Origin of the sequence: Streptomyces sp. WM4235, assembly GCF_001279725.1 — a bacterium.
Lineage (GTDB): Bacteria > Actinomycetota > Actinomycetes > Streptomycetales > Streptomycetaceae > Streptomyces.
The window spans coordinates 54,735-76,421 of sequence record NZ_LGDE01000101.1 but is presented as its reverse complement, the minus strand read 5'-3'; the positions used below and the strand labels follow the sequence as shown (position 1 = coordinate 76,421).

The following is a 21,687-nucleotide window of genomic DNA, read 5'->3' as shown; positions in this document are numbered from 1 at the left end:
ACCCGCCCCACCGACCGTTCGACGACACGGAAGTGACGCTCTCTTGACCACCGTTCTGATCACCGGGGCCAACGCCGGCCTCGGCGCGGCCTTCGCGCGCGGATTCGCCGCCAAGGGCTGCGACCTGGTGCTCGTCGCCCGCGACAAGGACAGGCTCGACGCCGTCGCCGCGGAACTCGGCCGGGAGTTCGGCGTGACCTGCGAGGTACTGCCCGCCGACCTGCTCGACGCCGAGGAACGCGCGACGGTCGAGGACCGCCTCGCGGACCGGGACCACCCCGTGGACATCCTGGTCAACAACGCCGGCTTCGGGCTGCCCGCACCCTTCCCGTACAGCCCGATCGCGGACGAGGAGCGCATGCTGGACCTCCTCGTCAAGGTCCCGCTGCGCCTCACCCACGCCCTCCTGCCCGGACTGCGCGAACGCCGCCGGGGCGCGGTGCTCAACGTCTCCTCCGTCGCGGGACTGCTGCCGACCGGGACGTACGGGGCGGCCAAGGCCTGGGTCACCGCGTTCAGCGAGTCCCTGCGCGTCGACATGGAGCCGTACGGCGTCCGGGTGCTGGCGGTGGTCCCGGGCTTCACCCGCACCGAGTTCCAACAGCGCGCCGGGATGGACGTCAGCGCCCTGCGCGAGGCCGTGTGGCTGGAGCCGGACGCGGTGGTCGCCAAGGCCCTGCGGGACCTGGCCCGCCGCCGTCCGGTCAGCATCACGGGCCGGCGCTACCAGGCGTACGCGCTCGCCGTACGCCACCTCCCGCGCGGGTTCGTCGCGCGGAAGATGGCCCGCGAACGGCGCGCCCCCGGGCAGGGCGCCGCGCGGTGAGACCCGCGGCCGGGGGGCCGGGCCGCGACCGGGCGCCCGGCCCCACCGGCGGGACGGCCCGGCGGACTACAGCTCGGTGACCCTGCCGTCCGCGACCTCCAGGCGGCGGGTCACCTGGACCGCCTCCAGCATCCGCCGGTCGTGGGTGACCAGCAGCAGGGTCCCCTCGTACGACTCCAACGCGGCCTCCAACTGCTCGATGGCCGCGAGGTCGAGGTGGTTGGTGGGCTCGTCGAGCACCAGCAGGTTCACCCCGCGACCCTGGAGCAGCGCCAGGGCCGCCCGGGTCCGCTCACCGGGGGAGAGGGTGGCGGCCGGACGCAGCACGTGCACCGCCTTCAGCCCGAACTTGGCGAGCAGGGTGCGGACTTCGGCGGGCTCGGTCTCCGGGACCGCCGCGCAGAAGGCCTCCAACAGCGGCTCGTCGCCCAGGAACAGTCCGCGGGCCTGATCGACCTCGCCGACCAGGACACCCGAACCGAGCGTGGCCGAGCCCGAGTCGGGAGTGAGCCGGCCCAGCAGCAGGGCGAGCAGGGTGGACTTCCCGGCGCCGTTGGCCCCCGTGATCGCGACCCGGTCCGCCCAGTCGATCTGCAGGTGCGCCGGACCGAAGGTGAAGTCCCCCCGCCGGACGCTCGCCTCGCGCAGGGTGGCGACCACCGAGCCGGAGCGCGGCGCCGCGGCGATCTCCATCCGCAGTTCCCACTCCTTGCGGGGCTCGTCCACCACCTCAAGCCGCTCGATCGCGCGCTGCGTCTGGCGGGCCTTGGAGGCCTGCTTCTCGCTGGCCTCGCTGCGGAACTTCTTGCCGATCTTGTCGTTGTCCGTGGCCTTGCGGCGGGCGTTCTTGACGCCCTTGTCCATCCAGCCGCGCTGCATCGCGGCCCGGCCCTCCAGCGCGGAGCGCTTGTCGGCGTACTCGTCGAACTCCTCGCGGGCGTGGCCGCGGGCCCGCTCGCGCTCCTCCAGGTAGGCGTCGTAGCCGCCGCCGTACAGGTTGACCTGCTGCTGTGCCAGGTCGAGCTCCAGCACCTTGGTGACGGTGCGGGTGAGGAACTCGCGGTCGTGGCTGATGACGACCGTGCCCGCGCGCAGGCCCTTCACGAACCGCTCCAGCCGCTCCAGGCCGTCGAGGTCCAGGTCGTTGGTGGGCTCGTCCAGCAGGAACACGTCGTAGCGGGACAGGAGCAGGGACGCCAGACCGGCGCGGGCCGCCTGCCCGCCGGACAACGCCGTCATCGGAAGGTCCAGGCCGACGGAGAGCCCGAGGTCGTCGGCGACCTCCTGGGCCCGCTCGTCGAGGTCGGCGCCGCCGAGGTTCAGCCACCGGTCGAGGGCCTCCGCGTACGCGTCGTCCGCGCCGGGCGTGCCGTCCACGAGCCCCTGCGTGGCCGCGTCCAGCTCGGCCTGCGCGTCGGCGACACCGGTGCGGCGGGCGAGGAACTCCCGGATCGACTCGCCGTCGCGACGCTCGGGCTCCTGCGGGAGGTGCCCCACGGCGGCGGCGGGCGGCGACAGCCGCAGCTCGCCCGTCTCGGGTGTGTCCAGACCGGCGAGCAGGCGCAGCAGGGTGGACTTTCCGGCGCCGTTGACGCCGACGAGGCCGATGACGTCCCCGGGGGCGACGACGAGGTCGAGATCGGCGAACAGCGTGCGCTCACCGTGCGCGGCGGTGAGCTTCTTGGCGACGAGGGTTGCAGTCATGATCTGCCGATCCTATCGGCGCCCGTACCCCGGCCGGCCGCTCGGTGGCCCGCCGGGTCAGGTACCCAGCACCCGCAGGCCCGCCCACAGCGCGGTGACCGCCGCCACGATCGCCGTCGGGGTGGTCAGCAGGCCCAGGCGGGTGAAGTCGCCCAGGGCCACCCGGTCCCCGTGCACGTGCAGCAGGCGCCGCCACAGCAGGGTGGCCAGCGAGCCCGCGTAGGTCAGGTTCGGCCCGATGTTGACGCCGATCAGGACCGCCAGCACCGGGCCCGCCCCGCCCGGGGCGGCCAGCGGGAGCAGGGCCAGCACGGCGGGCAGATTGTTGATCAGGTTCGCCAGCACCGCGGCCACGGCCGCGACCGCGAGCAGCGCCGGCAGGGAGTCGCCGGCGGGCAGCACCGCGGCCAGGCCGTCGCCGAGGCCGTGGTCCACCACCCCCACGACCACCACCCCCAGCGCGAGGACGAACAGGCAGAACGCGGGCGCGGCGGAGACCACGACCCGCCGGGGGGTCGTCTCCCGACGCCACAGCGCCCGTACGGCCAGGACCAGCGTGCCGGCCAGCGCCGCCCAGACCGGGCTCGCCCCCGCGAAGGAGGCCACGGCGAAGCCGGCCAGGGTCAGCGCGAGCACCACCAGCGCGAAGCGGGGCATCGGTGCCTCCTCGGCCGCCTCCGGCACGTGCTCCGGCGGGGCGCTCAGGTCGGCGCGGAAGTAGCGCCGGAACACCGCGTACTCCACGCCGATGGCCACCAGCCACGGCAGGGTCATCAGCGCTGCGAACCGGGTGAAGCTGAGGCCGCTCGCCGCGAAGGCGAGCAGATTGGTCAGGTTCGACACGGGCAGCAGCAGGGATGCCGTGTTCGCGAGGTGCGCGGTCGCGAAGACGTGGGGCCGGGGCCGTGCGCCGAGCCGGGCCGCCGTCGCCAGCACCACCGGGGTCAGCAGCACCACCGTCGCGTCCAGGCTCAGTGAGGCCGTGACCACGGAGGCGATGACGAAGACCCCGCCGAGCAGGGTCACCGGTCCGCGCCCGGCGGACCGGCGGGCCACGGCCGCGCCGGCGGCCCGGAAGAGCCCCTCGTCGGCGCACAACTGTGCGAGGGCCAGGATCACCGCGAGGAAGCCGACCACGGGCAGCAGTTCCCGGACCTGGGTCCACGCGTCGGCCGGCGGCACCACCCCGAGGGCGATGAGCAGGCCGGCCGCCGGCACGGCGGCCGTGGCCTCGGGCAGTCCGCGGGGGCGGACCACGGCGAAGGCCAGCACGGCGAGCAGCAGCGCGATCGAGAGGGATTCGGCGAGGACGGTGTTCAGGAGACTGCTCCGGGCGGTTCGGATGGTTCGGGCGGTTCGGATGGTTCGGGCCGGCGGGCGCGGCCGGCCATGACAACCCGGACAGGATCGCATCATCGCCGGCGGTGTCCGGATAGGTGGGATGCCCGTCATTGCGGCCATCACTCGCCGCGTCACACCATGGAGGCATGTCGTCGCGAAACGTGTTGGTCGTCCTCTACGACGGCGTGCAGAGCCTGGACGTGACCGGTCCGGTGGAGGTGTTCGCCGCCGTCGCCCGCTTCCCGGGCCGCCGCGGGTACGCCATCCGTACCGTCTCCCCGGGCGGGTCGGCGGTCCGCACGAGCAGCGGCCTGACGCTCGTGCCGGACGGGGACCTGGAGAGTGCCCGGCCCGACGAGGACACCACGCTGCTGGTGCCCGGAGGGCGGTACACGGGGGACTTCGAACCCCGGATCACCGAGTGGCTGCGCGTGCACGGGGGTCACGCGGGGCGCCTGGTGTCGGTGTGCACGGGGGGACTGCTGCTGGCCGAGGCGGGCCTGCTGGACGGGCGCCGCGCGACCACGCACTGGATGGTGTGCGAGCAGCTGGCCAGGGACCATCCGGCCGTCACGGTGGAGCCGGACCCGATCTACGTGCGGGACGGACGGGTCACCACCTCGGCCGGGGTCACCGCCGGGATCGACCTCGCGCTCGCGCTGGTCGAGGAGGACCACGGGCGGGACACGGCGCTCGTGATCGCCCGGCACCTGGTGGTGTTCCTGCGCCGCCCCGGCAACCAGGCCCAGTTCAGCGCCCAACTCGCGGCGCAGACCGCACGACGGGAGCCGTTGCGGGACGTACAGCAGTGGATCACCGAGCATCCGGACGAGGACCTCGGAGTGGAGGCGCTCGCGGCCCGCGCGGCCCTCTCGCCGCGGCACTTCGCGCGGGCCTTCCGGGCCGAGACCGGGGTGACGCCCGGACGGTACGTCGAGCGGGTGCGGGTGGAGCACGCGCGGCGTTTGCTGGAGGAGGGCGTGGAGGGCGTGGCGCAGATCTCGCGGGCCTGCGGATACGGCACGCCCGAGGCGCTGCGCAGAGCCTTCGTGAAGACCCTGGGCCAGTCCCCGGCCGAGTACCGACGCCGCTTCGGCGGAGCCCCGGCGTGACCGCGCGCCGCCGGGTCGACCACGAGTTTGCCGGGTGCGGGATCCCGCACCCGGACGATCACCGCTCAGGAGGAACCATGCAGATCGCCGTACTGCTCTACGACGGGTTCACCGCCCTCGACGCCATCGGACCCTTCGACACCCTCGGTCGCCTCCAGGGCGCCGAGACCGTCTTCGTCTCCGAGCGTCCGGGGCCCGTGCGCACCGACAACGGGAGCCTCGCGCTCGTCGCCGACAAGTCGCTGGGCGAGGTGACCCGCCCGGACGTCATCGTCGTGCCCGGCGGCCCGCACCCCGAGAAGCAGATGGGCAACCCCGCCGTGCTCGACTGGCTGCGCGCGGTCGACGCCGGCACCACGTGGACCACCTCCGTGTGCACGGGCTCGCTCCTGCTGGCCGCCGCCGGCCTGCTCGACGGGCGGCGGGCCGCCGGCCACTGGCTGTACCTGGACCGACTGCCGGCGTTCGGCGCCGAACCCACCGGGGAACGGGTGGTCTTCGACGGCAAGTACGTGACGGCCGCCGGGGTGTCCTCCGGCATCGACATGGGGCTCACGCTGCTCGGCCGGATCGCGGGCGACGAGTTCGCGCAGATCGTCCAGCTGATGACCGAGTATGATCCGCAGCCGCCCTACGACGCCGGTTCCCCCGAGAAGGCCCCGGCCGAGATCGTCGCGATGCTGCGCGGGCTCAACGCGTCGGAGGCGTCCAGGTGAAGACGGGGGTCCGGCGTTCCAGGAACGCGGCCACGCCCTCCGCGGTGTCCCCGCTGCCGGCCGCCTGCGCCGACCAGTGGGCGTCCCGGTCCTCGCGGCCGTTCGCGAACTCCTTCGCGGCGGCCTGGGTGAGCGGGGAGCGTGACGTCAGGATCCGGGTGAACTCGGCGACGCGCTTGTCCAGTTCACCGGCCGGCAACAGCTCGTCGAGGAAGCCGGTGCGCAGCGCCCGATCGGCGTCGATCAACTCGGCTGAGAAGAGCAGGTACTTGGCCGTCGCCGGTCCCACGAGAGCGGCCAACCTCCGTGTCGAGGAAGCCGGGTAGACGATGCCGAGCTTCGCCGGGGTCACCCCGTACGAGGAGCCCTCCTCGGCGAACCGCAGGTCGCACGCGGCCGCCAGTTGACTGCCGCCGCCCACGCAGAAGCCCCGGATGGCGGCGAGCGTGGGTTTGGGGAAGGCGGCCAGCGCCTCCTCGGCCGCGACGGCCAGCGCCTGCGGATCGTCGGATCCCGTCAGCGAGGAGATGTCGGCGCCCGCGCAGAAGGTGGCCCCGGCGCCGGTCAGCACGAGGACCCGTACGGCCGGGTCGGTCGCCAGGCCGGACAGCAGGCCCGGCAGGGCCCGCCACATGTCGGCCGTCATGGCGTTGCGCTTCGCGGGATGGGAGACGACGACGGTGGCGACCCCGCCGGCCACGCTGTGAAGGAGGGCTGCGTCCATGCGCCGGATGCTATCCCGGACCGTCGATCCCATGATCGGGGGAGTCGGTCCGGGCCACCCGGCCTGGTCGGGGAGGACGGGACGGCGGCGGGGCCGGGCGCGGCGGGCGGGACGAGGCGGGCGGGACGCGCGAGACGTCCGAGAAGAGCGCATCGGGAGATCAGGAACGGTCGCACAACTGACTCCGTCATACGCCATCGGTCAGAAAGCGTCCGATTGGCGCTGACTTATGGTCAGTGATGCGGTCCGGACCAGGCCGGTGCCCACTCTTGACGCGTGGAGACGATCGAGCGCGAAGACGGGGGTCGGAAGATGGACGACAGCGGGAACACCCCGCCGGCAGAGGGGGGTGAGCCGGAGGCTCCGGCCGACCCCCTCGCGTACGAGGGCGTGTGGCGATTCACCGCTCCCGCGGTAGAAGAATCCGTTCCTCAGGCTCGCCGGGCGGTCCGTGACCTGCTCGGCCGGCAGGGGGTGCCGGCCCATCAGGACCTGGTGTACTCCCTGCTGCTGATCGTCTCCGAACTGGTGACGAACTCCGTCCGGCACGCGGCCCTGCTCTCGCCCGAGGTCGCGGTCGAGGTCGCGGTGGGCCGCGCATGGGTACGGGTGGCCGTCGAGGACAACCACCCGTACCGCCCCAAAGCCCTTGAGGCCGATTTCGGCCAGACCGGCGGACGGGGCCTGCTGCTCGTCCGGGAGATCACGCTGGAGGCCGGCGGGGTCTGCGACGTCGAGCACACCTCGACGGGCGGCAAGGTGATCTGGGCGGCGCTGCCGCTGACCGTCCCCACCGGGCCGTCGACCCCCGCCCCGCACGTGTGACCCACTCGCGCGGCAGGCGCCCGCGCCCGTGCGCCGGCGAGGGGACTACCAGCCCGCGGCGTCCCCGGTCAGCTCGCGGATCGCGGGCCGGGCAGCGTCGAGCACGGTCATGAACCACGCCGAGAACGGCGCCTCGGCATGCCGCTTCACCAACTCGTCGGCGGTGACGAACGCCGTCTCCCCGACCTCTTCCGGATCGGGCCGCAGCTCAGCCTGGGCGAGTCCCACGAACAGGTGGTTGTACTCCTGCTCCACCAGACCCGACGCGGGGTCGGGGTGGTTGTAGCGCACCGTTCCCGCCTCGGCGAGCAGCGAGGGCGACAGCCCCAACTCCTCGTGGGTGCGCCGGGCGGCGGCCGCGAACGGCGACTCCCCGGGGTAGGGATGACCGCAGCAGGTGTTCGACCAGACGCCGGGGGAGTGGTACTTCCCCAGGGCCCGCCGCTGCAGCAGCAGCCGCCCCTGCTCGTCGAAGAGGAACACCGAGAACGCGCGGTGCAACAGACCGGGGGCCTGGTGGGCGGAGAGCTTCTCCGCCGTGCCGATGGTGTTGCCGGACTCGTCGACCAGTTCGAGCATGATCGCTTCTTGGATCCCGGTGCCGGTGGACGCGCTGTTCGCGGCGGTGGCTGGTGTGGTCGGCATACCCATCCTTCGCTTCGGACTTCGGCCTTCAAGTCTGCCGTACAAAAGCGGCTTGTCCCCACTTCGAACATCAGCGCACGTCCGCCCCCCGTCGCATGCTAGGCGGGCGACGGGGGGCGGATCGCTCGGGCCCCGGCCGGACCGGGCCGGGCCGCCGCGTCAGACGCCGAACGGCGCCGGATAGGCGATCGTGCCCGCGGGGATCGGCACGGTGTCGTCCAGCACGAGCGCCATCATCGCCTCGTCGGGCACCTCGAAGGGCGCCCGGATCCCGAACCGGGACGCCGGCACGAAACCGAAGCGCGCGTAATACGCCGGATGCCCGAGGACGAGCACCAACGACTCCCCGCGCCCGCGGGCGTCCGCGAGGAGCGCCCGTACGACCGCGCTGCCCGCGCCCGAGCGGTGGACCGCGGGGTCGGCCGCCACGGGTGCGAGCGCGAGCGCCGGTGCGCCGGACACCTTGCAGCGGGTCAGCAGGGCGTGCGCCGCCGGCGATCCGTCCGGGCGCTCGGCCACGTACGACAGCCCCGGCAGCCAGGAGACGTCCGCGCGGAGGGCGTCGACCAGATCCGCCTCCAGGGGGGTCTCGAACGCCGCCAGGTTGACTTCGCGCACCCCCGGGACATCGGCGGCGGTCTCCGGGCGGGCCGGCCAGGCACCGCCGTCCCCGGCGGTCACCGGGCGCAGGACGTAGCCCGTGTACCCGTACTCGTGCCCGTGCCGTTCCCGTACGTCGAGCTCCTCGCGCACCCGCTCGCCGAGCGGACCGTAGTACTCGGCCCAGTCGGAGTCGGGCTGGTGGTGGACGCCCGACACCCGGTACCCGGCGACCTGGACGGCCGCGAGGTTGCGGGCGGTGGAGCGCAGCGGGTACTGGGGGTCCCAGAAGGCGCGTGCCCCCGCGGACGGCTCCTCGACGGTCCACTCGCACTCCGTCACCACGAGGGCGCCGCCGGGTGCGAGCAGGCGCTTCCACGACGCGAGCGCGCGGTCGAAGCCGACGATGTAGGCCGAACCCTCGGCCCAGACGAGGTCGAAGGAGCCGTCCTCGCAGGTCAGCGCGCCCATGTCCGCGTTGACGGCATGGACACGGTCGCCGAGCCCGCGGGCCTCGGCCGCCTCGCGGAGCTCGTCGAGGAAGCCCTCGTACAGATCGACCGCGGTCACCTCGGCGCCCGCCTCGGCGGCGAGCAGCAGCGCGCTGCGGCCCGGACCGCAGCCCAGGTCCAGGACCCGGGGGCGCTCGGGCAGCGGCCCGCACAGGGACAGCAGGTGCCGGGTGGTCGCGTCGGAACCGGGGGACTGCCGGGGCAGGCCGCGGTGGAGCGTGAGGAAGGCCTCACGGAAAGCGGGGTCGCCGAAGTCGGCATCGCCGAAGTCGGGTGTGGAAGAGGAGGAGCCGGAAGGAATGGAACCGGTGTGGTCGGTCAACGTGAACCCTCGGAACGGGGGCTCCGGCTGACGGGGCCGATCGGGGTGATCAGGCCTGGCCGGACGCCCGGAGGAAGACGGGGATGTGTCGGAGCGCGTCGCTGCCCTCGGCGGCGACCTCTGCGACGGTCATCAACCCACCTCTTTCTCGTCCGGTTCCGGTGCGGGACGTGTGCGCGAAGGTCGTACACGTCTGCGAGAAGCCTAACAGTCACGCGGTTTGTGATCCCCGAGCGTTCTCGTCGATGATGATCGCCACGGGGCCTCCCAGCCCGGGAACATTCGGCTTGTCGGAGCGCAAACGGGTGGTGAACCCCCGCTTCCATTCATCCGATAGCCTCTGCCGACGTGCCGCCGCCCCACGCGGCGGCCGTCCCGTGTTCGCTGCAAGGAGTGGGTTCGACTGCCGACCGTCATCCTCACCGGCCTGCCGGTCCCCGGATCGCCGCTCGCCGACGAGCTGCGCACGTTGGGCTTCGACGTCCGCTCCGTCACCAGGCCCGAGGACACCGCCACCGCGCTGGCCGACGTGCCGACCGAACAGCGGGTGGCCGTCGTCGACAGCGCGTTCGTCGGCCACGTGCACGCCCTGCGGCTCGCGCTCACCGACCCGCGCTTCGACGCCTGCGCCGTGACCGGCGCCTTCGCCGTCCAGGCCGCTGCCCGCGCCGCCCTGGACCTGGCCGCGGCCCTCCCCGAGAACGGCGCCGGCCCCTACCCCGACCGGCTCGCCGCCGCCGTCGAGGCCGCCGGGATCCCCGTGCAGCGGCCCGAGCTCGGCACCCTGGTCGCCGCCGTCCCCGCCGCCGGCCCGGAGCGCGCGAGCGCCGTCGCCGCCGTCGCCGCCGTGGACGACGAGGCCGTGCGGCTGCGGACCGCCGTGAAGTCCCGCGACGGGTTCTTCACCACCTTCTTCATCAGCCCGTACTCGCGCTACGTCGCCCGCTGGTGCGCGCGCCGCGGCCTGACCCCCAACCAGGTCACCACCGCCTCGCTGCTCACCGCGCTCGTCGCGGCCGGCTGCGCGGCCACCGGTGACCGCTGGGGCTACGTCGCGGCCGGTGTTCTCCTCCTCCTCTCCTTCGTACTGGACTGCGCCGACGGGCAGCTCGCCCGCTACTCCCTGCAGTACTCGACGCTGGGCGCCTGGCTCGACGCGACCTTCGACCGCGCGAAGGAGTACTCCTTCTACGCGGGCCTCGCGCTCGGCGCGGCCAGGAACGGCGACGACGTCTGGGCCCTGGCCCTCGGCGCGATGATCCTCATGACCTGTCGGCACATCGTCGACTTCTCCTTCAACGAGGCGAACCACGACGCCACGGCGAACACGAGCCCCACCGCCGCCCTCTCCGACCGGCTCGACAGCGTCGGCTGGACGGTCTGGGTCCGCCGGATGATCATCCTGCCGATCGGCGAACGGTGGGCGATGATCGCCGTGCTGACCGCCGTCACCACCCCCCGGATCGTCTTCTACGCCCTGCTCATCGGCTGCGCCTTCGGCGCGCTGTACACCACCGCGGGCCGCGTGCTGCGCTCGCTGACCCGCAAGGCGAAGCGCACCGACCGCGCCGCCCAGGCGCTGGCCGACCTCGCCGACTCGGGCCCGATCGCGACCCTCACCGGCCGGATCGTCGGCCGGATGGCGCCCGGCGCCGGCATCGCCGCCGCCCTCGTCGGCTCGGTCGCGCTGCTGTGGACGGCCTGGGCGTACGAGTTCGGTGCCCGCCAGGTCGTCATCGCCGCCGTCTTCTACGCGGTCCTCGCCGGCGCCGCCGTCGCCCGCCCCCTCAAGGGCGCCCTCGACTGGCTCGTCCCGCCCGTCTTCCGGGCCGCCGAGTACACCACCGTCTTGATCCTCGCGGCCAAGGCGGACGTCCCGGGAGCCCTCCCGGCGGCATTCGGACTGGTCGCGGCGGTCGCCTACCATCACTACGACACGGTCTACCGCATCCGCGGTGGCACCGGGGCGCCCCCGCACTGGCTGGTGCGGACGATCGGCGGGCACGAGGGCCGGGTGCTGCTCACCGCGGCACTGGCCGCCGTCCTGGCCGAGCGCCCCGCGGACTTCCCCGTCGCGCTCACGGTCACGGCCGTGTTCGTGGCACTCGTGGTGCTCTCGGAGAGCATCCGGTTCTGGGTCTCCTCCGGAGCACCCGCCGTACATGACGAAGGAGAACCAGCATGATCGGCCTTGTACTCGCTGCCGGTGCCGGACGCCGTCTGCGTCCCTACACCGACACCCTGCCCAAGGCCCTCGTGCCCGTCGGTCCCGAGGGGGACGAGGAGAGCCTGACCGTCCTCGACCTCACCCTCGGCAACTTCGCCGAGGTCGGACTGACCGAGGTCGCGATCGTCGTCGGCTACCGCAAGGAAGCCGTGTACGAGCGCCGCGAGGCCCTGGAGGCCAAGTACGGCGTCAAGATCACGCTGATCGACAACGACAAGGCCGAGGAGTGGAACAACGCCTACTCCCTGTGGTGCGCGCGTGACGTCCTCAAGCGCGGCGTGATCCTCGCCAACGGCGACACCGTCCACCCGGTCTCCGTCGAGAAGACCCTGCTGGCCGCCCGAGGCCAGGGCCAGAAGATCATCCTCGCCCTCGACACGGTCAAGCAGCTGGCCGACGAGGAGATGAAGGTCATCACCGCCGACGGCCAGGGCGTGCGCAGGATCACCAAGCTGATGGAGCCGTCGGAGGCGACCGGCGAGTACATCGGCGTCACCCTGATCGAGCCGGAAGCCGCCGAGGAACTGGCGCGGGCGCTCCAGACCACCTTCGAGCGCGACCCCGACCTCTACTACGAGGACGGCTACCAGCAGCTCGTCAACGACGGCTTCACCATCGACGTGGCCCCCATCGGCGACGTCAAGTGGGTCGAGATCGACAACCACGACGACCTCGCCAAGGGCCGGACCATCGCATGCCAGTACTGACGCGGCTGATCCCCTCGCCCGTCGTCGTCGACATCAGCTGCGGCGCGATGGACGACCTGGCCGGCCTCCTGGCCGACCAGCGCGTCTCCGCGTCCGGCAAGCTCGCGATCGCGATCAGCGGGGGATCCGGCCAGGTGCTGCGCGCCAAGCTGGAGCCCGTCCTGCCGCACGCCGACTGGTACCCGGTCGTCGACGGCACCATCGACTCGGCGGTCAAGCTGGCCGACGACATAAAGGGCCGCCGCTACGACGCGGTCGTCGGACTGGGCGGCGGCAAGATCATCGACGTGGCGAAGTACGCCGCGGCGCGGGTCGGGCTGCCCATGGTGGCCGTCGCCACCAACCTCTCCCACGACGGCATCTGCTCGCCGGTGTCCATCCTGGACAACGACAACGGCCGCGGTTCCTACGGCGTCCCCATGCCGATCGCGATGGTCATCGACCTCGACGTGATCAAGGACGCCCCGGCCCGCTTCGTCCGCGCGGGCATCGGCGACGCGATCTCCAACATCTCGGCCGTCGCCGACTGGGAGCTCTCGCACCGCCTCAACGGCGAGCCCGTCGACGGCCTGGCCGCCGCCATGGCCCGCACCGCCGGCGAGTCCGTGCTGCGCCACCCCGGCACGGTGGGCGACGACGAGTTCCTGACCGTGCTCTCGGAGGCCCTCGTGCTCTCCGGCATCGCCATGTCGATCAGCGGGGACACCCGCCCGTCGTCCGGCGCCTGCCACGAGATCAGCCACGCCTTCGACCTGCTCTACCCGGGACGCTCCGCGCTCCACGGCGAGCAGGTCGGCATCGGGGCGGCCTTCGCCATGCACCTGCGGGGAGCCAAGGAGCACTCCGCGCTCTTCGTCGAGGTGCTGCGCCGCCACGAGCTGCCCGTGCTGCCCGAGGAGATCGGGTTCAGCGTGGACGAGTTCGTCGCGGCCGTCGAGTACGCCCCCCAGACCCGACCGGGACGCTTCACCATCCTGGAGCACCTCAACCTGTCCGCAGCCGAGATCAGGGATGCTTACGCCGACTATGTCCAAACCATCCGTAGCTGAACTCCGGCCCGTCGTTCACCCGCCGGGCGTCAAGGATCGACGCAGCGGCGAGCACTGGGGCGGACGCCTCTACATGCGCGAGATCTCCCTGCGCATCACCCGCGTCCTGGTCTCCACCAAGGTCACGCCCAACCAGCTGACCTACGTGATGACCGTGGCCGGAGTCCTCGCGGCCCCGGCCCTGCTGATCCCGGGCATCTGGGGCGCCGTCCTCGGCGTGATCATGGTCCAGCTCTACCTGCTGCTCGACTGCGTCGACGGCGAGGTCGCCCGCTGGAAGAAGCAGTTCTCGCTCTCCGGGGTGTACCTGGACCGCGTCGGCGCCTACCTGTGCGACGCCGCGGTGCTGGTCGGCTTCGGCCTGCGCGCCTCGGACCTGTGGGGCAGCGGGCGGATCGACTGGCTGTGGGCGTTCCTGGGCACCCTGGCGGCGCTCGGCGCGATCCTGATCAAGGCCGAGACCGATCTGGTCGGCGTCGCCCGGCACCAGGTCGGCAAGGCGCCCGTCAAGGAGGAGGCGTCGGAACCGCGCTCGTCCGGCATGGCGCTCGCGCGCCGGGCCGCCGCCGCGCTCAAGTTCCACCGGCTGATCCTGGGCATCGAGGCCTCGCTGCTCATCCTGCTGCTGGCCGTCGTCGACCAGGTCCGCGGCGACCTGTTCTACACCCGGCTCGGCGTCGCCGTGCTGGCCGGCATCGCCCTGCTGCAGACCCTGCTGCACCTGGTGTCGGTCCTGGCCTCCAGCAGGCTCAAGTGACGACGCCGATGCGGCTGGGCGCCGTGATCATCACCATGGGCAACCGTCCCGACGAGCTCAAGGCGCTCCTCGACTCGGTGGCGCGCCAGGACGGCGCCCCCGTCGAGGTCGTCGTCGTCGGCCAGGGCGTCAAGGTCACCGGCCTGCCCGAGGGGGTCCGTACGGTCGACCTGCCCGAGAACCTGGGCATCCCCGGCGGCCGCAACGTCGGCATCGAGGCCTTCGGCCCCGGTGGCACCGACGTGGACGCCCTGCTCTTCCTGGACGACGACGGGCTGCTGGAACGCACCGACACCGCCGAACTGTGCCGGCAGGCCTTCGCCGAGGACCCCTCGCTCGGGATCGTCAGCTTCCGGATCGCCGATCCGGACACCGGCGAGACCCAGCGGCGCCACGTGCCGCGGCTGCGCGCCTCCGACCCCATGCGTTCCTCCCGCGTGACCACCTTCCTGGGCGGCGCCAACGCCGTCCGCACGAGGGTGTTCGAGCAGGTCGGAGCGCTGCCGGGGGAGTTCTTCTACGCCCACGAGGAGACCGACCTGGCCTGGCGGGCACTCGACGCCGGGTGGCGGATCGACTACCGCGCGGACATGGTGCTGCTGCACCCGACGACGGCTCCGTCCCGGCACGCGGTCTACCACCGTATGGTGGCTCGTAACCGGGTGTGGCTGGCCCGCCGGAATCTGCCCGCCCTCCTGGTACCGCTCTACCTGGGCGTCTGGATGGCCCTGACGCTCCTGCGCAAGCCGTCGGGACCGGCCCTCAAGGCCTGGTTCGGCGGGTTCAAGGAGGGCTGGACCACCCCGTGTGGTTCCAGACGCCCCATGAAGTGGCGTACGGTCTGGCGGCTGACCCGGCTCGGCCGACCACCTGTCATCTGACAAGCTCGCGTCTGGGAGCATGGGGCCTGATCAAGGGCCCCGTACTCCGGGTCCGATCCCCCCTTCTGCCGCATCTTGAAGACGGAAAGTTTCAACTTGTGAGTGACACAACCCACGACGGCGCCCTCGCCACGAGCAAGCCGCCGTCCGAAGACGCGGGGCTCGCCCCCGCGGAGCTCGCCAGGAAGTACGGCCTGTCCGTCAGCGGAGCCCGGCCCGGCCTGGGCGAGTACGTGCGGCAGCTCTGGGGCCGACGTCACTTCATCATGGCCTTCTCCCGGGCCAAGCTGGTGGCGCAGTACAGCCAGGCGAAGCTCGGGCAGATCTGGCAGGTGGCGACCCCGCTGCTGAACGCCCTGGTCTACTACCTGATTTTCGGCCTGATCCTGAACGCGGGCCGGGGCATGGAGAAGGGCGTTTACATCCCCTTCCTGGTGATGGGCATCTTCGTCTTCACCTTCACCCAGAACTCGGTGATGGCGGGTGTCCGCGCGATCCCCGGCAACCTCGGTCTGGTCCGCGCCCTGCACTTCCCGCGCGCCTCGCTCCCCATCTCCTTCTCGATGCAGCAGCTCCAGCAGCTGATGTACTCGATGATCGTGGTGGTCATCGTCGCGGTGGCCTTCGGCAACTACCCGCAGTTGTCGTGGCTGCTGGTCATCCCGGCGCTGGCGCTGCAGTTCGTCTTCAACACCGGGCTGGCGCTGGTCTTCGCGCGGATGGGGTCCAAGACCCCCGACCTCGCGCAGCTGATGCCGTTCATCACGCGCACGTGGATGTACGCCTCGGGTGTCATGTTCTCGATCAACGAGATGCTGAAGGACAAGCCGGCCTGGATCGCGGACGTCCTCCAGTGGAACCCCGCGGCCATCTACATGGACCTCGTCCGCTTCGCGCTGATCGACGGCTACGGCCCGGAAAACCTGCCGCCGCACGTCTGGGGCTTCGCGGTCGGCTGGGCCGTTCTCACCGGCATCGGCGGCTTCGTGTACTTCTGGAAGGCTGAGGAGCGTTACGGCCGTGGCTGAGATCAAGAAGGGGCACGTCCCCACCGTCATCGCCGACGAGGTCCACATCGTCTACCGGGTCAACACCGGCAGCTCCGGCAGGGGCAGCGCCACGGCGGCGCTGAGCAAGATACTCCGCCGGGGCAAGGGCGACTCCCCGGGCGTGCGCCGGGTCCACGCCGTACGCGGCGTCTCCTTCACCGCGTACCGCGGCGAGGCCATCGGGGTCATCGGCTCCAACGGTTCCGGCAAGTCCACCCTGCTGCGCGCCATCGCGGGGCTGCTGCCCTGCGAGTCCGGCAAGGTCTACACGGACGGCCAGCCCTCGCTGCTGGGCGTCAACGCCGCACTCATGAACGACCTGACCGGCGAACGCAACGTCGTCCTCGGCGGTCTGGCGATGGGCATGACGCGCGAGCAGATCAGGGAGCGCTACGACGACATCGTCGACTTCTCCGGGATCAACGAGAAGGGCGACTTCATCTCCCTGCCGATGCGCACGTACTCCTCGGGCATGGCGGCACGCCTGCGTTTCTCCATCGCCGCGGCCAAGGACCACGACGTCCTGATGATCGACGAGGCGCTGGCGACCGGTGACCGCAAGTTCCAGGTCCGCTCGGAAGCCCGTATTCGCGAGCTGCGCGAGACGGCCGGAACGGTGTTCCTGGTGAGTCACAACAACAAGTCCATCCGCGACACCTGCGACCGCGTGCTGTGGTTGGAGAAGGGTGAGCTGCTGATGGACGGGCCCACCGAGGAAGTCGTCTCGGCATATGAGAAGGCCACCAGTCACTGACAGGACGAGGTGCCTGTCAATGCCCGGTAATACCGCAGGCCCCTGCCGCTCCGTGCGGCGGGGGCCTTGGTGTGACGGCGATTATTTCCGCCCTCCGACATTTGCTCGCGAAGCGAATACCCGATAGGCCTCCGCGACGTTGTACAGCGTAAGCTGGGGCAGTTCTCGATCACATCAAGAGGGGACGTTTCCCCACAGCCGAATGGCCGGGGGTACCCCGGGTAAAGTCCGGCGGCGTGTCCGAAATAGGATGCCTTGGGTCGGCAGTGTAGAACGGGAGATGTGACGGCAATGGCTACGGGAATTCTCCGGCCCCCAAACACTGTGGCCGTCCCCGCCCCGGGCGGCGGGCGGTGAGCCCCGGGCACGGTATCCGTGGTCGACGGCACCCGGTCCCCGCGACGTCCGACGCCCACACGAGCCTCACGCTCGACAAGGCCCGGACGGAGAACTTCCCCGTCGCCCCCGCCTTCCTGCCCCGCGCCTGGCGCGACGGGCTGACGGCGGTGTACGGCTACGCCCGACTCGTCGACGACATCGGCGACGGCGACCTCGCCCCCGGCGGCCACGACGCCGTCCTGCTCGGCCTCGACCCGGAGGCCTCGGACGACCGGCTCGCCATGCTCGACGCCTTCGAGGCCGACCTGAAGCGCGTCTTCGCGGGCGCCGACGGCCCCCCGCGGCACCCCCTGCTGCGGGCCCTGCGGCCCGTGGTCCGCGCGCACGACCTCACCCCCGAGCCCTTCCTCGGTCTGATCGAGGCCAACCGTCAGGACCAACGGGTCGCCCGCTACGAGACGTACGGGGACCTGCTCGCCTACTGCGAGCTGTCCGCGAACCCCGTCGGCCGCCTCGTGCTCGCCCTCACCGGGACGGCGACCCCCGAGCGGATCCGACGCTCCGACGCCGTCTGCACCGCACTCCAGATCGCCGAGCACCTCCAGGACGTCGCCGAGGACCTCGGCCGCGACCGGATCTACCTCCCGGCCGAGGACATGCGCCGCTTCCACGTGTCCGAGGTCGACCTCAAGGCCCCCACCGCAGGAGCGTCCGTACGCTCCCTCATCGCATTCGAAACCGTGCGCGCCCGGGACCTCCTGAATGAAGGCACCCCCCTCGTGGGTAGCGTCCACGGCAGGCTCCGACTGCTGCTCGCGGGGTTCGTGGGGGGCGGGCGCGCCGCCCTGCGAGCCGTCACCGACGCCGGTTTCGACGTACTTCCCGGCCCGCCCAAGCCCACCGGGAGCGGCCTGCTCCGCGAGGTGGCCGCCGTCCTGCGCACAGCGCCGAGAAAGGGGTGAGCCCCAACGTGGAGGGCCCCACACACGCGTCCACACCGTCCGCGCCGGTCCAGGCCGCCTACGGCTACTGCGAGGCAGTCACCGGCTCGCAGGCCCGCAACTTCGCGTACGGCATCAGGCTGCTGCCCAACGACAAGCGGCAGGCCATGTCCGCGCTGTACGCGTTCTCGCGCCGCGTCGACGACATCGGCGACGGCACGCTGGCGCCCGACGCCAAGCTGGTCCGGTTGGAGGAGACCCGCGCCCTCCTGGGCCGGATCCGCGCCGAGGAGATCGACGAGGACGACACCGACCCCGTCGCCGTCGCCCTCGCCCACGCCGCGCGCCGCTTCCCGATCCCCCTGGGCGGACTCGACGAACTCATCGACGGCGTCCTGATGGACGTGCGCGGCGAGAGCTACGAGACCTGGGACGACCTCAAGGTCTACTGCCGCTGCGTCGCGGGCGCCATCGGACGCCTCTCGCTCGGCGTGTTCGGCACCGCCCCCGGCGCGCACGACGCCGAGCGGGCCGGCGAGTACGCCGACACCCTCGGCCTCGCCCTGCAACTCACCAACATCCTCAGGGACGTTCGCGAGGACGCCGGCAACGGACGCACCTACCTCCCGGCCGAGGACCTCGCCAAGTTCGGCTGCTCCGAGGGCTTCCGCAGCGAGCGGATGTCCGCCGGCGCCGACTTCGCCGGCCTCGTCCACCACGAAGTCCGGCGCGCCCGCGCCCTGTTCGTCGAGGGCTACCGACTGCTGCCCATGCTCGACCGGCGCAGCGGTGCCTGCGTCGCCGCCATGGCCGGCATCTACCGCCGCCTCCTCGACCGCATCGAGCGCGAGCCCGACGCCGTGCTGCGCGGACGCGTCTCGCTGCCCACGCACGAGAAGGCGTACGTCGCCGTACGCGGCCTCTCCGGCCTCGACGCCCGGACCGTCTCCCGGCAGAGCACCAGGAGGCGGCCTTGACGGCGCGGGCCGGCCTCGACCGCGACGGCCGCGCCCGGACCGGGGCAACCCCGCCGCCGGCCGGGGCGTCTGACGAGGTAATGGACCGGACCAATGGGGCCCCGAAGGTCGACGAGGAGGACGCATGACCGCCAACCACGCGGTGGTCGTCGGCGGAGGCCTGGCCGGTGTCACCACCGCCCTGGAACTCGCCGACGCCGGCATGCGGGTGACCCTCCTGGAGAGCCGCCCCCGACTCGGCGGACTCGCCTTCTCCTTCAAGCGCGGCGAGCTGACCGTGGACAACGGCCAGCACGTCTACCTGCGTTGCTGCACCGCCTACCGGTGGTTCCTCGACCGCGTCGACGGCGCCGCCCTCGCCCCCCTCCAGAACCGGCTCGACGTACCCGTACTGGACGTCGCGCACCCCCGGGGGCCGCGCCTGGGCAGGCTGCGCCGCAGCGCCCTGCCCGTGCCCCTGCACCTGGCCTCCTCCCTGGCCCGCTACCCGCACCTCACCCTCGCCGAACGGGCGAGCGTCGGACGCGCCGCCCTCGCGCTGCGCCGCCTCGACCCCGCCGACCCGGCGCTCGACGGCGTGGACTTCGCGACCTGGCTCGGCCGTCACGGCCAATCCCCGCGCACCATCGAGGCGTTGTGGGACCTCGTCGGCATCGCCACCCTCAACGCCACCGCCGACCAGTCGTCGTTGGGGCTGGCCGCCAAGGTCTTCAAGACCGGCCTGCTGTCTGAGAACGGCGCCGCCGACATCGGCTGGGCCCGCGTCCCGCTCGGCGACCTCCACGACGTCCTCGCCCGCAAGGCGCTCGACGCGGCCGGCGTGCGCACCGAGCTGCGGACCCGCGTCACCTGCCTGTCGCGGCTGGAGTCCGGCAGTTGGCGGGTCGACACCGAGAGCGAATCGCTCGACGCGGACACCGTGGTCCTGGCCGTCCCCCAACGCGAGGCGCACGCGTTGTTGCCGCCCGGGGCCCTCGCCGACCCCGACAAGCTCCTCGACATCGCCACGGCCCCCATCCTCAACGTCCACGTCGTCTACGACCGCAAGGTCCTCAGGCAGCCCTTCTTCGCCGCGCTCGGCACCCCGGTCCAATGGGTCTTCGACCGCACCGACGCCTCCGGGCTCACCGACGGCGGCCAGTACCTCGCCCTGTCCCAGTCGGTGGCCCAGGACGACATCGACGAACCCGTCTCGGTCCTGCGGGCCAAGTACCTGCCCGAGTTGGAGCGACTGCTGCCCGCCGCACGCGGCGCGAAGGTACGGGACTTCTTCGTCACCCGGGAGCGGACCGCGACCTTCGCCCCCACCCCCGGAGTCGGCCGGCTGCGACCCGGTGCCCGGACCGACACGCCGGGACTCTTTCTCGCCGGTGCGTGGACCGCCACCGGTTGGCCCGCGACCATGGAGAGCGCCGTCCGAAGCGGACTGGCCGCGGCACACGCCGCGCTCGCCGGTCTCGACCGCCGGCGTGAACACCCGCTGCGGGAGGCGGTATGACGAGCATCGACACCACCGCCGCAGCGCGCGCAGCACGTACACGTACAGGAACCAGAGGAGAGCCAGTGAACCCGGGGAATCCGGCTGTCGAGAACGCGGATGCCAGTGTGGGCACGGCCGGTGGGGAGAAGGCGGACACCGTCGCCCTGCTGGAGCGTGGCCGCGCACTGTCCACGCCCGTGCTCCGCGCCGCCGTGGAACGGCTCGCATCGCCCATGGACACCGTCGCCGCCTACCACTTCGGCTGGATCGACGCCCACGGCAACCCGGCGGACGGCGACGGGGGCAAGGCGATCCGCCCCGCCCTCGCCCTGCTCTCCGCGGAGGCCGCGGGCGCCGCGCCCGAGGTCGGCGTCCCGGGAGCCGTGGCCGTCGAACTCGTCCACAACTTCTCGCTGCTGCACGACGACCTGATGGACGGCGACGAGCAGCGCCGCCACCGCGACACCGTGTGGAAGGTGCACGGCCCGGCCCTCGCGATCCTGGTCGGCGATGCCCTCTTCGCCCTCGCCAACGAGGTCCTGCTGGAACTGGGCACCGTCGAGGCCGGACGCGCCACCCGCCGGTTGACCACCGCCAGCCGCAAGCTCATCGACGGCCAGGCCCAGGACATCTCGTACGAGCACCGCGAGCGCGTCAGCGTCGAGGAGTGCCTGGAGATGGAGGGCAACAAGACCGGCGCCCTGCTCGCCTGCGCGGTCTCGATCGGCGCGGTGCTCGGCGGCGCGGACGACCGCACCGCCGACAAGCTGGAGGAGTACGGCTACCACCTCGGCCTCGCCTTCCAGGCCGTCGACGACCTGCTCGGCATCTGGGGAGACCCGGAGACCACCGGCAAGCAGACGTGGAGCGACCTGCGTCAGCGCAAGAAGTCCCTGCCGGTGGTCGCCGCCCTCGCGGCAGGTGGCCCGGCGGCCGAGGAACTCGGCGAGTTGCTCGCCGCCGACGCCAAGAGCAACGACTTCGAGAACTTCTCGGAGGAGGAGTTCGCGGCGCGCGCCGCCCTGATCGACGCGGCCGGCGGCCGTGAGTGGACCGCCGAGGAGGCGCGCCGCCAGCACACGATCGCCATCCGCGCGCTCGATGACGTCGACATGCCGCAGCGGGTACGCGAACAGCTCGTCGCCCTCGCCGACTTCGTCGTCGTGCGCAAGAGGTGATCGCCACCCGTACGTGGATAT

Annotated in this window: 20 protein-coding genes; 15 read left to right on the top strand and 5 right to left on the bottom strand. The window is 72.2% G+C overall.

Annotation, left to right across the window (positions count from 1 at the left end; all coding sequences use genetic code 11):
- Positions 1-43 precede the first annotated feature (43 nt).
- A complete protein-coding gene (locus tag ADK55_RS10385; RefSeq protein WP_053677264.1) occupies positions 44-826 on the top strand; it encodes an SDR family NAD(P)-dependent oxidoreductase in 783 nt (260 codons plus the stop codon).
- Between the two features lie 66 nt (positions 827-892).
- On the opposite strand, the gene ADK55_RS10380 is transcribed toward ADK55_RS10385, so the two are convergent.
- Together ADK55_RS10380 and ADK55_RS10375 are read right to left on the bottom strand one after the other, a co-directional pair.
- Positions 893-2,530: an ABC-F family ATP-binding cassette domain-containing protein gene (locus ADK55_RS10380; protein ID WP_053677263.1), complete on the bottom strand. Its 1,638-nt coding sequence runs from the start codon at positions 2,528-2,530 to the stop codon at positions 893-895.
- 57 nt (positions 2,531-2,587) lie between these two features.
- Complete coding sequence (locus tag ADK55_RS10375; RefSeq protein WP_053677317.1) at positions 2,588-3,850, bottom strand: ArsB/NhaD family transporter; 1,263 nt, start codon at positions 3,848-3,850, stop codon at positions 2,588-2,590.
- Between the two features lie 167 nt (positions 3,851-4,017).
- Between ADK55_RS10375 and ADK55_RS10370 the strand changes: the two genes are divergently transcribed.
- Both ADK55_RS10370 and ADK55_RS10365 read left to right on the top strand, forming a co-directional pair.
- Positions 4,018-4,983, top strand: coding sequence for a GlxA family transcriptional regulator (locus tag ADK55_RS10370; protein ID WP_053677261.1), 966 nt, complete (start codon positions 4,018-4,020; stop codon positions 4,981-4,983).
- Between the two features lie 77 nt (positions 4,984-5,060).
- Complete coding sequence (locus ADK55_RS10365) at positions 5,061-5,699, top strand: DJ-1/PfpI family protein (RefSeq protein ID WP_053677259.1); 639 nt, start codon at positions 5,061-5,063, stop codon at positions 5,697-5,699.
- Here the strand turns inward: ADK55_RS10365 and ADK55_RS10360 are convergent.
- On the bottom strand, positions 5,674-6,423 hold the full coding sequence (locus ADK55_RS10360; RefSeq protein WP_053677258.1) for an enoyl-CoA hydratase/isomerase family protein: 750 nt from the start codon (positions 6,421-6,423) through the stop codon (positions 5,674-5,676). The genes ADK55_RS10365 and ADK55_RS10360 overlap by 26 nt on opposite strands.
- A 312-nt stretch (positions 6,424-6,735) precedes the next feature.
- On the opposite strand from ADK55_RS10360, the gene ADK55_RS10355 reads away from it, so the two are divergent.
- A complete protein-coding gene (locus tag ADK55_RS10355; RefSeq protein WP_371591610.1) occupies positions 6,736-7,248 on the top strand; it encodes an ATP-binding protein in 513 nt (170 codons plus the stop codon).
- A 45-nt stretch (positions 7,249-7,293) separates the two neighbouring features.
- Here the strand turns inward: ADK55_RS10355 and idi are convergent, their stop codons facing one another.
- Both idi and ADK55_RS10345 read right to left on the bottom strand, forming a co-directional pair.
- Positions 7,294-7,893: an isopentenyl-diphosphate Delta-isomerase gene (gene idi / locus ADK55_RS10350; protein WP_053677254.1), complete on the bottom strand. Its 600-nt coding sequence runs from the start codon at positions 7,891-7,893 to the stop codon at positions 7,294-7,296.
- Positions 7,894-8,052: 159 nt separating this feature from the next.
- A complete protein-coding gene (locus ADK55_RS10345) occupies positions 8,053-9,306 on the bottom strand; it encodes a bifunctional class I SAM-dependent methyltransferase/N-acetyltransferase (RefSeq protein ID WP_078998747.1) in 1,254 nt (417 codons plus the stop codon).
- A gap of 424 nt (positions 9,307-9,730) precedes the next feature.
- On the opposite strand from ADK55_RS10345, the gene ADK55_RS10340 reads away from it, so the two are divergent.
- The 11 genes from ADK55_RS10340 to ADK55_RS10290 all read left to right on the top strand — a co-directional run bounded on the left by ADK55_RS10340 (position 9,731) and on the right by ADK55_RS10290 (position 21,666).
- Positions 9,731-11,512, top strand: coding sequence for a DUF5941 domain-containing protein (locus ADK55_RS10340; RefSeq protein WP_053677252.1), 1,782 nt, complete (start codon positions 9,731-9,733; stop codon positions 11,510-11,512).
- Positions 11,509-12,261 (top strand): sugar phosphate nucleotidyltransferase, encoded by a 753-nt coding sequence (locus tag ADK55_RS10335; RefSeq protein WP_053677250.1) that lies wholly within the window; start codon positions 11,509-11,511, stop codon positions 12,259-12,261. Before ADK55_RS10340 ends, ADK55_RS10335 begins: the two co-directional genes overlap by 4 nt.
- Positions 12,249-13,310 (top strand): iron-containing alcohol dehydrogenase family protein, encoded by a 1,062-nt coding sequence (locus ADK55_RS10330; RefSeq protein ID WP_053677248.1) that lies wholly within the window; start codon positions 12,249-12,251, stop codon positions 13,308-13,310. The genes ADK55_RS10335 and ADK55_RS10330 overlap by 13 nt, the downstream gene beginning before the upstream one ends.
- Positions 13,288-14,067, top strand: a complete 780-nt coding sequence (locus tag ADK55_RS10325; RefSeq protein WP_078998740.1) for a CDP-alcohol phosphatidyltransferase family protein — start codon at positions 13,288-13,290, stop codon at positions 14,065-14,067. Before ADK55_RS10330 ends, ADK55_RS10325 begins: the two co-directional genes overlap by 23 nt.
- Positions 14,068-14,075: 8 nt before the next feature.
- A complete protein-coding gene (locus ADK55_RS10320) occupies positions 14,076-14,948 on the top strand; it encodes a glycosyltransferase family 2 protein (protein ID WP_053677244.1) in 873 nt (290 codons plus the stop codon).
- 98 nt (positions 14,949-15,046) lie between these two features.
- Positions 15,047-15,976 carry an ABC transporter permease gene (locus ADK55_RS10315; RefSeq protein WP_053677242.1) on the top strand — a complete coding sequence of 310 codons (930 nt, stop codon included), beginning with the start codon at positions 15,047-15,049 and terminating at the stop codon, positions 15,974-15,976.
- On the top strand, positions 15,969-16,751 hold the full coding sequence (locus ADK55_RS10310) for an ABC transporter ATP-binding protein (protein ID WP_053677240.1): 783 nt from the start codon (positions 15,969-15,971) through the stop codon (positions 16,749-16,751). The genes ADK55_RS10315 and ADK55_RS10310 overlap by 8 nt, the downstream gene beginning before the upstream one ends.
- A gap of 371 nt (positions 16,752-17,122) precedes the next feature.
- Positions 17,123-18,052, top strand: a complete 930-nt coding sequence (gene hpnC / locus ADK55_RS10305) for a squalene synthase HpnC (protein ID WP_053677313.1) — start codon at positions 17,123-17,125, stop codon at positions 18,050-18,052.
- A complete protein-coding gene (hpnD, locus tag ADK55_RS10300) occupies positions 18,049-19,008 on the top strand; it encodes a presqualene diphosphate synthase HpnD (protein ID WP_371591479.1) in 960 nt (319 codons plus the stop codon). The genes hpnC and hpnD overlap by 4 nt, the downstream gene beginning before the upstream one ends.
- A 124-nt stretch (positions 19,009-19,132) precedes the next feature.
- Positions 19,133-20,506, top strand: a complete 1,374-nt coding sequence (gene hpnE / locus ADK55_RS10295; RefSeq protein WP_053677238.1) for a hydroxysqualene dehydroxylase HpnE — start codon at positions 19,133-19,135, stop codon at positions 20,504-20,506.
- 65 nt (positions 20,507-20,571) lie between these two features.
- A complete protein-coding gene (locus tag ADK55_RS10290) occupies positions 20,572-21,666 on the top strand; it encodes a polyprenyl synthetase family protein (RefSeq protein WP_371591480.1) in 1,095 nt (364 codons plus the stop codon).
- Positions 21,667-21,687 lie beyond the last annotated feature (21 nt).

What these genes read in the sequence shown, in the direction of transcription:
- ADK55_RS10365 (WP_053677259.1), top strand. Translation starts at nt 5,061, where the DNA reads ATGCAGATCGCCGTACTGCTCTACGACGGGTTCACCGCCCTCGACGCC.
- ADK55_RS10325 (WP_078998740.1), top strand. Translation starts at nt 13,288, where the DNA reads ATGTCCAAACCATCCGTAGCTGAACTCCGGCCCGTCGTTCACCCGCCG.
- idi (WP_053677254.1), bottom strand. Translation starts at nt 7,893, where the DNA reads ATGCCGACCACACCAGCCACCGCCGCGAACAGCGCGTCCACCGGCACC.
- ADK55_RS10370 (WP_053677261.1), top strand. Translation starts at nt 4,018, where the DNA reads ATGTCGTCGCGAAACGTGTTGGTCGTCCTCTACGACGGCGTGCAGAGC.
- ADK55_RS10380 (WP_053677263.1), bottom strand. Translation starts at nt 2,530, where the DNA reads ATGACTGCAACCCTCGTCGCCAAGAAGCTCACCGCCGCGCACGGTGAG.
- ADK55_RS10335 (WP_053677250.1), top strand. Translation starts at nt 11,509, where the DNA reads ATGATCGGCCTTGTACTCGCTGCCGGTGCCGGACGCCGTCTGCGTCCC.
- ADK55_RS10320 (WP_053677244.1), top strand. Translation starts at nt 14,076, where the DNA reads ATGCGGCTGGGCGCCGTGATCATCACCATGGGCAACCGTCCCGACGAG.
- ADK55_RS10360 (WP_053677258.1), bottom strand. Translation starts at nt 6,423, where the DNA reads ATGGACGCAGCCCTCCTTCACAGCGTGGCCGGCGGGGTCGCCACCGTC.
- ADK55_RS10330 (WP_053677248.1), top strand. Translation starts at nt 12,249, where the DNA reads ATGCCAGTACTGACGCGGCTGATCCCCTCGCCCGTCGTCGTCGACATC.
- hpnE (WP_053677238.1), top strand. Translation starts at nt 19,133, where the DNA reads ATGACCGCCAACCACGCGGTGGTCGTCGGCGGAGGCCTGGCCGGTGTC.
- ADK55_RS10355 (WP_371591610.1), top strand. Translation starts at nt 6,736, where the DNA reads ATGGACGACAGCGGGAACACCCCGCCGGCAGAGGGGGGTGAGCCGGAG.